At 67.2% G+C, this 13,219-nt stretch carries 15 protein-coding genes; 13 read left to right on the forward strand and 2 right to left on the reverse strand.

The window, feature by feature from the left end:
• Positions 1 to 276: 276 nt before the first annotated feature.
• On the reverse strand, positions 277 to 699 hold the full coding sequence (locus tag ACFYON_RS06380) for a GntR family transcriptional regulator (RefSeq protein ID WP_387187581.1): 423 nt from the start codon (positions 697 to 699) through the stop codon (positions 277 to 279).
• Positions 700 to 1,249: 550 nt separating this feature from the next.
• On the opposite strand from ACFYON_RS06380, the gene ACFYON_RS06385 reads away from it, so the two are divergent.
• The 4 genes from ACFYON_RS06385 to ACFYON_RS06400 all read left to right on the forward strand — a co-directional run bounded on the left by ACFYON_RS06385 (position 1,250) and on the right by ACFYON_RS06400 (position 3,657).
• Positions 1,250 to 1,585 carry a hypothetical protein gene (locus ACFYON_RS06385; protein WP_387187579.1) on the forward strand — a complete coding sequence of 112 codons (336 nt, stop codon included), beginning with the start codon at positions 1,250 to 1,252 and terminating at the stop codon, positions 1,583 to 1,585.
• Between the two features lie 91 nt (positions 1,586 to 1,676).
• A complete protein-coding gene (locus tag ACFYON_RS06390; RefSeq protein ID WP_387187577.1) occupies positions 1,677 to 1,922 on the forward strand; it encodes a precorrin-4 C11-methyltransferase in 246 nt (81 codons plus the stop codon).
• A gap of 149 nt (positions 1,923 to 2,071) precedes the next feature.
• Complete coding sequence (locus ACFYON_RS06395) at positions 2,072 to 2,893, forward strand: GntR family transcriptional regulator (RefSeq protein ID WP_387187575.1); 822 nt, start codon at positions 2,072 to 2,074, stop codon at positions 2,891 to 2,893.
• Entirely contained in the window at positions 2,881 to 3,657 is a 777-nt protein-coding gene (locus ACFYON_RS06400) for a glycosyltransferase family 2 protein (protein WP_387187573.1), read from the forward strand. Before ACFYON_RS06395 ends, ACFYON_RS06400 begins: the two co-directional genes overlap by 13 nt.
• Here ACFYON_RS06400 and ACFYON_RS06405 read toward each other — a convergent pair.
• Entirely contained in the window at positions 3,647 to 4,090 is a 444-nt protein-coding gene (locus tag ACFYON_RS06405; protein WP_387187571.1) for a hypothetical protein, read from the reverse strand. The genes ACFYON_RS06400 and ACFYON_RS06405 overlap by 11 nt on opposite strands.
• 659 nt (positions 4,091 to 4,749) lie before the next feature.
• Here ACFYON_RS06405 and ACFYON_RS06410 point away from each other — a divergent pair.
• From ACFYON_RS06410 to ACFYON_RS06450, 9 genes are all read left to right on the forward strand, one after another.
• On the forward strand, positions 4,750 to 5,145 hold the full coding sequence (locus tag ACFYON_RS06410; RefSeq protein WP_030329838.1) for a hypothetical protein: 396 nt from the start codon (positions 4,750 to 4,752) through the stop codon (positions 5,143 to 5,145).
• A gap of 196 nt (positions 5,146 to 5,341) precedes the next feature.
• Positions 5,342 to 6,916 carry an FtsK/SpoIIIE domain-containing protein gene (locus ACFYON_RS06415; RefSeq protein WP_387187569.1) on the forward strand — a complete coding sequence of 525 codons (1,575 nt, stop codon included), beginning with the start codon at positions 5,342 to 5,344 and terminating at the stop codon, positions 6,914 to 6,916.
• Complete coding sequence (locus ACFYON_RS06420) at positions 6,913 to 7,179, forward strand: hypothetical protein (RefSeq protein ID WP_387187567.1); 267 nt, start codon at positions 6,913 to 6,915, stop codon at positions 7,177 to 7,179. Before ACFYON_RS06415 ends, ACFYON_RS06420 begins: the two co-directional genes overlap by 4 nt.
• Before the next feature lie 3 nt (positions 7,180 to 7,182).
• Entirely contained in the window at positions 7,183 to 7,371 is a 189-nt protein-coding gene (locus ACFYON_RS06425) for a hypothetical protein (protein ID WP_357521734.1), read from the forward strand.
• Complete coding sequence (locus tag ACFYON_RS06430) at positions 7,368 to 7,910, forward strand: DUF2637 domain-containing protein (RefSeq protein ID WP_387187565.1); 543 nt, start codon at positions 7,368 to 7,370, stop codon at positions 7,908 to 7,910. Before ACFYON_RS06425 ends, ACFYON_RS06430 begins: the two co-directional genes overlap by 4 nt.
• The gene (locus ACFYON_RS06435) at positions 7,907 to 9,661 is read left to right on the forward strand and encodes a replication initiator (protein WP_387187563.1); all 1,755 of its coding nucleotides are present in this window, start codon (positions 7,907 to 7,909) and stop codon (positions 9,659 to 9,661) included. Before ACFYON_RS06430 ends, ACFYON_RS06435 begins: the two co-directional genes overlap by 4 nt.
• Positions 9,658 to 9,843 carry an AlpA family transcriptional regulator gene (locus ACFYON_RS06440; protein ID WP_030329852.1) on the forward strand — a complete coding sequence of 62 codons (186 nt, stop codon included), beginning with the start codon at positions 9,658 to 9,660 and terminating at the stop codon, positions 9,841 to 9,843. The genes ACFYON_RS06435 and ACFYON_RS06440 overlap by 4 nt, the downstream gene beginning before the upstream one ends.
• A 624-nt stretch (positions 9,844 to 10,467) precedes the next feature.
• Positions 10,468 to 11,277, forward strand: coding sequence for a tyrosine-type recombinase/integrase (locus ACFYON_RS06445; RefSeq protein ID WP_387187561.1), 810 nt, complete (start codon positions 10,468 to 10,470; stop codon positions 11,275 to 11,277).
• Positions 11,278 to 11,411: 134 nt separating this feature from the next.
• Positions 11,412 to 12,941 carry a PIN-like domain-containing protein gene (locus tag ACFYON_RS06450; RefSeq protein WP_387187559.1) on the forward strand — a complete coding sequence of 510 codons (1,530 nt, stop codon included), beginning with the start codon at positions 11,412 to 11,414 and terminating at the stop codon, positions 12,939 to 12,941.
• Positions 12,942 to 13,219 lie beyond the last annotated feature (278 nt).

Consider the following 13,219-nt stretch of genomic DNA (forward strand, 5'->3'; position numbering starts at 1 on the left):
CTTCCGGCCGGACGACAACTAGGTCGGGCGCGGTGGGCGGCGCGCCAACCCCACGGGCAGGCCGTGCCCTGCCCGTTAACGCCGGCCCAACGGGCCGTGGAGGGGTGGTCTTGCACGCCCTGTTGCTGTCGCTTGGCGGTCCCGGGCTTCCGGCATCTCACGCCAGCCGGCGGGCGTCTTGGCGTGGCAGGCCCCGCCCAGCTGGAGGAGGGGTCAGACGCGCCCAGGCGGCTCGATTCGGGCCGCCTTGAGGACGTACCGAAGGTGCGAACTGCCCTATCGCTCTGTCGGAAGTAGTCGGTACGTTCTGACTACTGTTCGGACGGCTCCGTTTGTTCGAACGAGGCTCTGTTGTTCAACCATGGCGACGCCCACCTCGACAGCGAAGAGGGCTGCAAGCTCCGCGTCGGCGGCGACTTGGCGCTGTTGCGTCTCCGTCTCAGAACCTTCGTCTAGCCCGCGCTCGTGTTGCCGGGGGGTTGCGTAGGTGCCGCGGCCGTGTTCAGTAGCCACCAACCCTGCTTCGCGTAACGCGGCTATCGCCTGCCGAACCGTGCCGCGCGCTGCTTGGAATTCAGCGGTGAGCGCGCTCTCGGTCGGCAGGAGGGCTCCGGGTGGGATGACGCCGCTCTCGACGCGTTGTTTCAACTCTTCGGCGATGGCGCGGTAGCGGGGCTGTCCGTAGTGCGGGGTGGGCACCTGCTCACCGTACCTGGCACTTGTCTTACCAAGTGCCAACCAAATGACCTGTTTCGACGTCTAGACAACTCGTCCACTTGTAGATACGTTTCCTTGTGTGCGGCTGGGTGACGGCTTGTATCAGAGGTGGTCTAGCACCGGCCCTGGTCGCATGTCATGCGCGGGCGTCCTGTCGGACCGGTTGCGGTAGCCGCGCGTACAAGTTGGCTCGGCGATACCCGACCCGTTCGCGTCGTCGGACGGTGCGCCGTGCCTTCATCCGGGCCGGTGGCCGGCTGCATTCCCCCGTGGCTGGCCACCGGTCCCCGCCTACCTGTGGAGGTGCGATGTCCGGCTCTCATCGTCGGCACCATTGGCTTTCGTCCTGGTGGTCTCGGAGACGCCCAACCGCCCCGGCTGTCAGCATCGGTCAATCGAGTCCGCGCGCGGCTTCTACGACCTCCTCGCCGCGGTGGTCGACAGGCGCCACCCGTCAATTGCCTGTGCTCCGGTATGCGCCCCTAATGACACGGGCCCAACTCTTCCGAGGCAACGGCGGGCGGTGGCCGCGATGAGTCGCACGGACAAGCCGGCTGCCGTCACCAGCCATCCGGACTGGTGCGCCCCGGATCGCTGCGGTTACCTGGTGCCGCCGGTGATGACGCACATGGCCCGCCGTCATCGCGGCCCCATGCAGCGGGCTGGCGACAGTCGGGCGGGCGGCCTTGTCGTCACGTACCTCATCAGCAATGAGGCTATGGGCGGTCCCATGGTCGGTGTTCATGTGACGTGCCGGGCCGGGAACGCGTGGGCGGAGTTGTCCTTGCCGCAGGCAGCCCAACTGGTTGAGCAACTTCGCGGATCGCTGGCGCAGGCCACCGGGCAGCAGGGGGCCAGCGATGAGTGAGGGTGCTGCCAGCCCAGAGGGTCGGTCGCCGTCGTTGGTCGCGCCGGTCGTGTGCCCGGTCTGGTGTCGAGGCTGTGGACCGAACGACCCGATGCACCGCGGGCTTCTCTCCACCATCGGACGGGAGCGGACCGGCTGGGTCACCGTCCAACTGATCGTCGACCGGTTCGCCCGCCGGGACCTGGCCGTGAAGCTCGATGCGACCCGATACGGCGCGACGCAGACCGTGCTTCTGTCGCCCGGGCAGGTGGACCGGCTCATCGACGAGCTGGTGTACGCCCAGCTGGAGATGCTGACACCGGCAGAAGGCGGCGAGCGGGCCGGAGAGACGCGGTGAACGCCAATACCCGTCGGGGCTTAGCCGTTCCTCGTACTCCTGGCCTGCGCCCTGCGCGGCCACCGCGAGCGGCGGTAGCGGTGCCGCCGGTTCCGGAGCGGCCCGCGGGCGGGACCACCTGGCAGACGTTGGAACGTCTAGGGGGTACGGTGACCGGTGTGCATGGCCGGGACTGGCGCCCTCGCTACCTGCAACTCGCGGAGGAGTTGCGGGCGAAGATCGTGAGCGGCGAGCTGGCCCCCGGCACCCTCATGCCCAGCGAAACCGAATTGGCCGACACCTCGGGCCTGTCGCGCACAAGCGTCCGCAACGCCATCCGGCAGCTCCGCGAATGGGGCCTGGTCCGCGCGGAGCAGGGGCGCGGCACCTACGTGCGGGCGCCCCGCCAACGGGTACGCCGTCGCAACACCGAGCGGTACCAGTGGGAGAAGGATCGCGTCCTGCTCGACGAGGACGAGCGGCTGAAGACTGGTGCCACCGAGCACGACACCGGCCTGACCGTCGACGATCTGAAGTTCCACGCCGAGTATTCACGGGTGGAGGCTGATGCGGAGATGGCGGCGGCCTTGCAGGTCGAGCCAGGCACTCCGCTGCTGCGCCGGGTCTACTGGACGTCGTCGCGGCACGAGAACGCCCCGCTGACCGTGTCGTACTCCTACCTGCCTTACGACCTGGTGGCCGCGAACCCGGACCTGCTCGATGCAGGTAAAGAACCGTGGCCGGGCGGCACGCAGCACCAACTCCACACGCTCGGCATTGAGCTGGACCGGATCGACGACGAAATCCGGGCGCGCCCACCGTCGCCCGATGAGGCCGAGCTGCTGGACATCGACCCAGGCGTCTCCGTGCTCACCGTGCGGAAGACCTCGGTCGACACCACGGGCCGGGTCGTCGAGGTCGCCGACGTGGTGATGCCGGGTGACCGCACCGAGCTTGTCTACTCCCACAAACTCCAGCGGTGGAAAACTTGACGCAGCTCGTCTCGGTCATCACCCCGGTTCACGCGCCCAGCATCGAGCACCTCGCTGGCGCCTACGAGTCGTTGGCCAAGCAGGAGATGCCGGCCGGGTGGGACTGGGAATGGCTCGTCCAGGAGGACGGGCAGACCGGCGCCCTGGTCGACGCGCTGCCTGACGATCCCCGGATCAGTCTGGGCACCGGCCGTCCCGGTGGGCCTGGTGTTGCCCGTACCCTCGCACTCTCCCGCGTCTCCGGCGAACTCATCAAGGTCCTGGACGCCGACGATCAGCTGACCCCCGGCGCGCTCGCCCGGGACATCGCCGCGTTCGACGCGCACCCGCAGATCGGCTGGACCACCTCGCGGGTACTCGACCTGCTGCCCGACGGTTCGACCGTCGGATGGGACAAGGACCCGGCCGGCGGGGTCATCGACCGCGGTGGGGTCCTGTCGTTCTGGAAGGCCAACGCCTACCGGGCATCGGTGCACCCGGCGACCCTGTGCCTGCGGCGGGATCTCGTCTTCGCCCTGGGTGGCTGGATGGCTTTGCCGGCCTCCGAGGACACGGGCCTCCTGCTTGCCGCCAACGTGGTCATCGCGGGCTACTTCACCCGGGAGTACGGCTTGCTCTACCGCAAGTGGCCCGGCCAGGTGACCAGCCAGGCCGCGCACCGAGAACCGGCCGAGTACCAAGCGCGAATGCGGATCATCGAGGCCCGAGCCAACGCCCTGACCTCGATGATCCCGAACGGCTTCGGCGGCAGCGCTACGGCGTAGCCTCGTGCCCCGGCATCCCGTGGGTACGCCGCCGCTCCTTCATCTCCGCCTCGAAGATGTGTCGTCGACCGCCGGCTAGCTTCTCCCGCGCGTCTCGCTCGATCTCCTGGAACGCGGCGTAGTAGCCGTCGTCGAACTCCTCCACGATCTGGAATGTCCACCGGCCGGGTAGCACGTTGCGCCCCAACAGCTCGTGCTCGACCCGGTCAGCCGTCTCGCCGTGCCCGGCCTCACGGAGCAGTTTCACGACCCGGTCAAGAGTGAGATCCGCACCGCCGACGAGCTGGTGCACCGAGTACAGGTGACCCCGTACCCGGTGAACAGTCTCCAGAGCCTTGCTCAACTCTCCCAGCGCTTCGACCGTCATATCGTCCAAGCCGCTTGGACGAGAATGAACCCCATCGACTGCTGGGCTTTGTCGTTCGTTTGACATGCATCATAAGTACCCCGAACCAGGGCCGAGTACCGCGGGTTGGCCGTCCGACTCAGACGCAATTCCCCCGGCTGTCCATGCCGCCTTTGCAGTCGAGGGAAACCGGTCGCTGCTGAAGCGTGACTCTCGTCTGTATGACCACGACGATTGCTGGCGCCTTGCTCTTCTGGCTCGAGCTGCTCGGGTTGCGGCCGGCGGCGATTATTTTTACTATAGCTCCGATGGCTATTTGAATTAGAATGATTAGCAGGTTGTCGCTGCCTGCACGCACCCAGTCGATGCAATCCATTAGGTATTGCGTCATTGAAATCACTTCAACCTCTTTCGATTAGTCTTCCGTTTGCGCGATTGCGCCAGTGGCTCAGATCCTAACGCCTTCCTGCCCATTGCTGTCAAGAGCGTGGCTGCTTTTGCTAATTGTTTAAAGTGTAATTAGCGATGGAATTCCCGCCCTTCTTTTGCGTGCCAAGGTTTCGCTGGAGCGCATTTTTAATTGGATTGAATAGCGGGAGTTGCATGCGGTTGAAGGGGGACTAAAAGCCCAAATCGGTGAGCCCGCTCGCCTGGGCTCGAGTGGAGTTGGTTGTTGACTTGTCTGCCAAGTGCCGTCTACCTTCGAAGTGACTTGGCAGACAAGTTAACAAGTTGGAGGTTGAGCGATGGCTCTGCGCGGCGGTACGAGGTTCGCGGTGCGGTGTGAGGACGTGTTCCCGGCGGGGTGCGCGTTGGTGCCCGAGTCCTTGGGCGAGGTCGAGGACTACGACGAGAAGACCGGTCGGCGTAGCCCGGCAAAGGACAAGCTGACCGGCCAGCGGGTGTGGCAGGTCCGGGTGATGGACCTGGACCCGGAGCTTGGCAAGCGCTCCCGAGAGACGACGGTGAAGATTTCGGCGGACTACCAGCCGGTGCCGCCGACGGGTGGCCTGTTCGAGGCGGTGGAGTTCGACGGCATGACCGTCACGCCGTACGTGGGCAACAACGGTCGGATGGCGTATTCGCTGCGGGCGACCGGGATGCGGGCCCCGGCGGGCGTGGCTTCGAAGGCGGCGCAGTAGCCGCATCTGGTGGGGGCGGGGCTGTCAGGTCTTGGCGGACGGCAGCCCCGCCCTCTGTCTCTTTCCCCTGCTCTGTCGAGAGAGGTAGTGACATGTCCAAGCGTATGCCTGCCGTCCTGCGGCGGCCCACAGCGGCGGGTGCGCGATGATGCGCCGGCCGCGTGGCGAGGTCGTGATGACCACCGCCGGGGATCTGATGGTAATCCGGCCGCGTCGGCTGGAGCTGCCGTTCTGGCTGATTGCGCTCGGCCTGGTGCTGCGGTGGTTGTGGCGGGGCGTGTGGTGGTGTCTTCGTCACCCGGTCGCCGTCGGCCTGGTCGTGGCCGGGGTGAGCCTTTACCGCGAGTTCGGTCGGTCCGGCGTGATCGTGCCCGTGGTCTTGGCCGCTGCCGTGTCGGCGTTGTGGCGGTGGCGGCACGAGTCGTCCTGGTGGACCTGGTGCGCAGGCCCGATCCTTGGCCGGTTCCGTCAGCTCTTCGTCTACCGGCGGGCCTGGCGCGAGGCAATGACCCTGTGCGGGCTGGCCAAGGTGTACGACCATCGCACGGTCTTGCCGGAGTTGCTGCGGGTCCGCTCGGATCAGGCGCTCGACGTTCTGACCATCCGCATGGTCCGCGGCCAGACACCGGAGGAGTTCCAGAAGGCAACGGCGAACCTCGCGTACGCCTTCGGTCGGCGGCACGCCCGGGTCTACTCCGAGCGTCCCGATGACCCGCCGATCCGGTCGGGCTACTGGGCGCTGGTCCTGGGTGCGGTGGATCGGCTGCGGTTCCGGGACCGACCGTCGGTGGTGTACCTGGTGGTGGTCCGCACGGATGCGCTGCGCACCCTGGTCGACCCGTTCGACGTCCCATCGGTCCCGGACTTCACCGCGCTGCCACTGGCTCGACGGGAAGACCTGCGGCATTGGTGCCTGCACCTGCTCGCCACGCACGTCCTCATCGGTGGCGCCACTCGATCCGGCAAGGGCTCGGTGCTGTGGTCGCTGGTCCGCGTCCTGGCCGGTGGGATCTCCTCCGGGCTGGTCCGGCTCTGGGTGATCGATCCCAAGGGCGGCATGGAGTTCGCGATGGGTCGGCCGTTGTTCGCCCGGTTCGCCTGCAAGTCCTTCGAGGCCATGGCCGACCTGCTCGACGAGGCCGTGACGGTGATGCGGGAACGGCAGACCCGGCTTGCCGGCGCGGTGCGGGTCCACACTCCGACCCTGGATGACCCCCTGGTCGTGGTCGTCATCGACGAGATGGCGGCACTGACCGCGTACCTCCAGGACGTCGACTTGCGTAAGCGCATCGCCGGGTCGCTCGGGTTGCTGCTGTCGCAGGGTGCCGGCGTCGGTGTCGTGGTGGTGGCCGCGTTGCAGGACCCCCGCAAGGAGGTGCTGCCGTTCCGGGACCTGTTCCCGACCCGGATCGCCCTGGGTCTGACCGAGGCCGCTCAGGTTGACCTGGTGTTGGGCGACGGTGCTCGCAACCGGGGTGCCCTAGCCGACCAGATGCCGCGCTGGGCCAAGGGCGTCGGCTACGTGATCCTCGACGGTACCCCGGAGCCGGCGCGGGTCCGCTTCTCCTATATCTCCGACGACCACATTCGGGAGCTGGCCGCCGAGTACCCGGCGCCGGCCGACGCGGCGGACATCCTCGCCCAGGTCGGCCGGGAAACCGCCACCGAACCGACCCGGCCGCCCCTGCCCCGGCAGCGTCGCGGACCACTGCTGCCGGACTCGCTGCTGAACATCCTCGACCGGGACACCGACGGGGGTGAGCCGCGGTGACCGCCCCGGCCGACGGCCGAACCTTCTACCGGCTCCGCGCACCCGGCACCGACGGTGCCACCAGCACGGCCGTGTCCGTGCGCGTCGACCCCGCCCGGCCCGATGCGTACCCGGTCTATCTCGCCGTCGGTGGCGGCCGGCGCCGCATGTACCTGACTCCTGACGAGGCATGGGCGCTGTGGCGCTGCCTCTCCGAAGCGGTGGCCTCCCTCGGCGAGCCACCCGACCACATCCGTACCCGCGTCGCCCCGGCCCGGAGGTAACCGATGTCCCTCAAGAGCTTCTTCCTCGGCACCCACCGTCTCAAGCCGCTGCACATCGAACTCAACGGCTCCCCGGACCGGCTCGCCGGTGCCCTGCACGGCCTGGCGCACATGGTCAACCGCCGCCGCGACCTCAACGGCCAACAGATCAGCATCATCCTGACCGTCCGCGACAACGGCAGCGGTCGATGATCCGGGAACGCGCCGAGTCCGGTGTGCGGGTGCTGATCCTGCTCGCCATCGGCACCATGGCCGGCGCCGCTGCCTTTACCCACGTCCACGACCTGACCGTCGCCCACGGGCAGCCCAACTGGATCGGCTGGGCCAACGCCGTAGCCGTCGAGCTGATGGCCATCTACCTCGGCCTGGAGATCCGCGCCCGCCGCCGCAACGGTCGACCCGTCGGCCTGGTCGGCGTCCTCCTGATCGCCTTCGCGTTGCTCTCCCTCGCCGCCCAGGTCGCCGAAGCCGAACCCTCCGTCTGGGGATGGATCGTCGCGGCCGTGCCATCGCTGGCCTTCCTCGCCCTGGTGAAGGTCGTCCTATCCAGCGAACCCGCCACCCCGCCGGCACCGGAGCCCGATCAGCCGCAGGGCGATTGGTACGACGAGCCGCAGCCTGTCGAACCCGCGCCGCCGACTCCGGTGATGCCGCCGGCATCAGCCGCGGTGCTGCCTCCGGTCGGCGTCGTCCACCCCAACCGGCCCCAGGTCGTCGGGATCATCCGATGACGGCTCCGACTCTGCCCGGTCTCGAACCCGCCCCGACCCCGGTTGCTCCTCGGCCGGGGTCGCGGGCGGCCCGCATGGCACTGCCCCGCTCGATCGACGTCCTCAAGGACATCGCCATCGAGTACGGCGTCTGCGTCCGCCCGCTCGCCATGCGCCGAACCGACCTCGACACCGGCCTGACCGAAGTCATCGACCTGCCCTGCGGCGCGACCCGCGAGGACAAATGCCCGCCGTGCGCCAAGAAGAACCGCCGGCTGCGCCAAGCCCAGATCCGCGAGGGCTGGCACCGCGACGACGAGCCACTACCCGGCCCGGAACCCGCAACCGAGGCGCAGAAGTCCCTGATCCTGTTCCGCGCACACCTGGAGTTCTCCCGCGACGAGGCGGTAAGGGCGGCCCAGTGGGACCAGGTGACCGACCTCGACGAGGCAATCCGCGAGGTAGAGGAAGCCATCGCCGCTGAGGGCTTGCGCGGGCGCGTCGGGCCACCTCACGCAAGCGACGACGAGGACCAGGACGACGAGCCCGGCCCACGGCGCAAGCGCTCCACCAAGCGGCGCCAGGACGCTCCCGAACTGCCTCGGCGCAAGGTAGAGCGGCGCACCGTTGGCAAGACCTACACCGCCCCGGACGGCGCCACCTACCAACCGTCGATGTGGCTCACGCTCACCCTCGACTCGTACGGCCCGGTTCGCCCAGACGGCACCCCCGTCAACCCGGCCAGGTACGACTACCGCCGCGCAGCCTGGGACGCGGTCCACTTCCCCCGGCTGCTGGACCGGTTCTGGCAGAACCTTCGGCGGTGCGAGGGCTGGAACGTCCAGTACGCCGGCTGCGTCGAGCCGCAACGCCGCCTCGCCCCGCACGCGCACTTCGCCATCCGGGGCACCATTCCTCGGGACGTGCTCCGCACCGTGGCGGCGGCGACCTATCACCAGGTGTGGTGGCCCTCGGTCGACGTCCAGCGCTACACCCTCGACCGGCTCCCGGTCTGGGACGAGCAGGCGGCGGCATGGGTCGACCCGGACACCCGCGAGCCGCTGACCACCTGGACGGAAGCCCTCGACGCCATCGACGACGACCCGGACGCAGAACCGGTCCACGTCGTTCGCTTCGGCGCCCAGGTCGACGCCCGCGGCGTCATGCCCGGCACCGAGGACGCCGAGCGGACCATCCGGTACGTCACGAAGTACATCACCAAGCACACCGGCGACTGCCACAAGGCAACCACCGACCGGCAACGCAAGCACCTCGACCGGCTCTGGCAGCAACTCCAGGTCACCCCGTGCACCGACCGGTGCGCCAACTGGCTGCTCTACGGCGTCCAGCCCAAGAAGGCGCACGCCAAGCTCAAGCCCGGCCGCTGCAAGGGGAAGGTCCACCAGCGCGACACCCTCGGCATCGGTGGCCGGCGCATCCTCATCTCCCGCGACTGGTCCGGCAAGACCCTCGCCGACCACAAGCACGACGCGCGGGCCTGGGTCCGGGCACTGCTCGGCGTCACCACCGACGGCACGCAGCTCGTCGACGACCAGGGCGACAGCACCGAACAGGTCCGCCATGCCTGGGAGTTGGCCCGACCGGATGACCCGGATGTCGGCCCGATGACCCACCGACTCATGCGCTCGATCAGCGAACGGGCCCGCTGGCGATCCGAACTGCTCGCCGCCAAGGACCGAGCCGCGCAGGGGTCCTCAGATCTTTCGGCAACCCAGCACAGCGCACAGCACGACGGGGAGGAAACGCAGTGAACGAGGAGTTGTTGACCGTGCCGGAAGTGCTCGCCGAGCTGCGCGTACCGCGCTCAACCTGGTTCTACTGGCGGCAGACCGGCAAGGGACCACGGGTGATCAAGCTCCCGAATGGGCAGCTACGGGTCCGCCGGTCGGCGCTCGGTCGGTGGCTCGGCGACCTGGAGCAGGACGCCGCGTGAAGAGCTACGAGGTCCAGATCTGGGAGATCGTTAAGCGCGCCGACCGGAAGGCTCGGCCGTGGCGGGTCCGCTGGGCGGTGAGCGGCCAACGCTTCGAGGACCTGTTCCGTACCAAAGCCCTGGCGCACTCTTTCCGCGCCGAGCTGGTCCAGGCGGCCAACGCGGGGGAGCCCTTCGACCCAGCCACCGGCCGCCCGGTCTCCGAGGCCAGAACCAAGAACCCCACCACCTGGTACGCGCACAGCCGCGCGTACGTCGAGATGAAGTGGCCCCGCGCGGCGGCCAAGACCCGGCGCTCGATCGTCGAAGCGCTGACCTCCATCACGGTCACCCTGACCCGCCCGACCAAGCGGGGCCGACCGACTGACGCGCTGCTCCGTGAGTCGCTGTACCTCTACGGCCTCAACCCGCGCCGCTGGTCCGAGGAGATCCCAGCCGAGCACGCGGCGGCGCTCGCCTGGCTGGAAACGGCGTCCCTTCCGGTCGTCGAGCTGGACTCGCCCGCGATGGTCCGCCGCGTCCTCGACAGCCTGTGCGTACGCCTCGACGGCAAGCCCGCGGCTGCCTCCACCGTTCAGCGGAAGCGGGCCACCTTCTACAACGTGCTCGGGTACGCCGTCGAGCTTGGAGCTGATCGCCTCCAACCCGGTCGACCGGGTGCAGTGGACGGCCCCCGAGGTCGCACAGTCCATCGACCGGCGGGTGGTGGCGAACCCGGCCCAGGTCGCCACGCTGCTGGAAGCGGTGAAATCTCTCGGCAAACGCGCCGACAAGGTCACCGCATTCTTCGGCTGCCTCTACTACGCGGGCATGCGTCCCTCGGAAGCCGCGGACCTACGGCGAGAGGACTGCGAGCTTGCCGGCCGGTGCGCGGACTGCGGGGCCGACTTCGACGACCTGGCGGCGGTCAAGCCTTCCCCGTCCTGCAACCACGAGAAGATCGAACCTCGCTGGGGCCGCCTGGTGCTCGCCGGCACTTCGCCGCGCGCCGGCTCGCACTGGACCGATGATGGCGGCTCCCACGAGCGGCGCGGACTCAAGCACCGGGGGAGGGCCGAGACTCGTACGGTCCCGATCCCGCCCCGGCTCGTCGAGCTGCTGTGCGAGCACGTCGAGAATCACGGGGTCGGCCCGGACGGTCGGTTCTTCCGGGGTCTGCACGGTGGGCCGCTCTCCGAGTCGGTCTACGACCGGTGGTGGAAGCTCGCCCGGGAGAAGTCGCTGACCGAATCGCAGGTCGCCTCGCCGCTGGTACGTCGGCCCTACGACCTGCGGCACGCGGCAGCGTCGCTCTGGCTGAATGCCGGCGTCCCGCCAACCGAGGTCGCCCGGCGCCTGGGCCACGGCGTCGCCGTCCTGCTCCGCGTCTACGCCAACTGCATCGACGGGGGAGACGACACCATCAACGACAAGATCGGCGACGCCCTCGGATGACCGGGCTTCTCGCATGGCATTGTCCCGAGTGCTATTGCCCTAAAGCCCCGCTTTATCCATCTGGCAGCGCAGACCGGCATGTCGTAGCCTGGTACGTCCTTCGTGTCGTGTTCGGCGGTTGTGGGTGGATTCTGGTGTCTGGTCTGAGTGACGGCTTCGAGCACTACCTTGTTCCGGATGCCGAAGCGATCAAGTTGGCCATCACCAAGGGTCTTGTCGTTCTTGACAGTAATGTTCTGCTTGAGCTCTATCGGTTTGCTGCCCCAGCGAGGACTGAGCTTTTCGAGGTGCTGGAGCGCATTGGCGAGCGGCTTTGGATCCCACATCAAGTTCGCCTTGAGTTCCACAGGAATCGTCTCAAAGTTATGTCGAGCCAGGAAGAGAGCTACCAGGAAGTCCTGAAGACCATAGATGAGGTGCGCCAGTCTCAATCTACCGTGGTTTCCAGGATTAGAGAGCTGGCCAAGCGCGTTCTTCTCCCAAAGGAAGAGCGCGACGAGTTGCTGCAACTGGTCTCCCGCGGTTTGGATGACGCTGAACGGGTAATGACAGAACTGCGGTCGGCTCATGGTTCGCCAGGCGGTTTCGCTGAGGATCCGATTCTTCAGCGGCTGCAGCGTCTCTTCGCTGGGCGGGTCGGAGAGCCGCTGGATCCTGGAGAGCTGGCAGCGGCTCGGGAGGAAGCCTTGCGGCGGGTTGAAGTGCAGGAGCCCCCCGGCTACAAGGACGGCGGCAAGGACGATCCCACTGGCGACTATCTCGTTTGGTATCAGACGTTGAAAGAGGCAGCGATGCGTAAGCTGCCCCTGCTCTTTGTGACACGCGACGCGAAGGAAGACTGGTTTCTTCGCTTGAAGGGGCAGACGATCTGTGGCCATCCAAGCCTGATCGCTGAAGCTCAGGACGTCGCGGGTGTGCCTGCGATCATCATGCAGACCCAATCGCTGCTGCATCATGCGCGTTCGTTCCTTGAGACGGATGTCAGCGAGGAAACCATCCGCACTGCGGAGAATGCTGCGGTGGAAGCGTCACGGGATGCCACCCGAGCAATCTTTGTCCAGGCGTCATTGCTGGAGACCATGGCCGAAATCGCGTCTCGCCAGATCGAGGATCTGCGTTCGGAGAGCGAGCGCTTGCAGCGGGCCACAGATCTTTTTGTGTATGAGTTGGAGAATCCCTATAAGGAAGGTAAGGGCAGGGATACGCATGAGCGTCGCCTCGAAGATCTGCGTGCGCAGGCTGAGGAGGTGGCCGTGGAGTTGGCGGATCTGCAGGCGGCGATTGAGGTACTGCGTTCGGGGAACCATTCGACGCTAAAGGACTCGGTTCGTTTGAGATGGCGCGGGCGGCCTTCTAGGACCCGAATGCTGTCACTCGCGAAATCCGCTAATCGTCAAGTTGAGATGCTTCAAGACTGGTCGCTGGGGTTGAGTAGCGCAGTCACGCGTGGAGTTGTCGAAGCGAGCGGCGGTGGCGCCGTATCCGTCGGATCATGGGTTATTCATAGCGAGCACGGCAGGGCGAGGGTGGCGGATATCAAGCAACCAGGTGAGGAAGGTGAGGAAGGACAGGTTGAGCTGCTCTTCCCTGACGGCACCACTGCATGGGTCAAGTCCAGCGAGCTACGTGCCGATGGATACTCCGGCCATGACAACTCGGAGTGAGGAACCGGGAGTTCGGCCTGTGCCGACTGACTCAAAGCTCTGGCCTGGTTGTCAGGGGTGGCGAGCGAGGAATGGATGCGGCGGTGGGCATATGGTGGGCGGCTGGCCCATTGTGGGGGAATGAGCCGAAAGAAGCGGCAGGTCACTGGCCGTGTTGGTCGCTGATCCCAGACGCCCTGTAAATCCGTCGCGAAAGCTTCAGAGGTTCGAATCCTCTACCCGCCACCAGGCGCAAAAGGCCCCTGACCAGCGAGAACGCCGGCCAGGGGCCTTTTCGC

The organism is Micromonospora sp. NPDC005686 (assembly GCF_042871665.1).
Taxonomy (GTDB): domain Bacteria; phylum Actinomycetota; class Actinomycetes; order Mycobacteriales; family Micromonosporaceae; genus Micromonospora.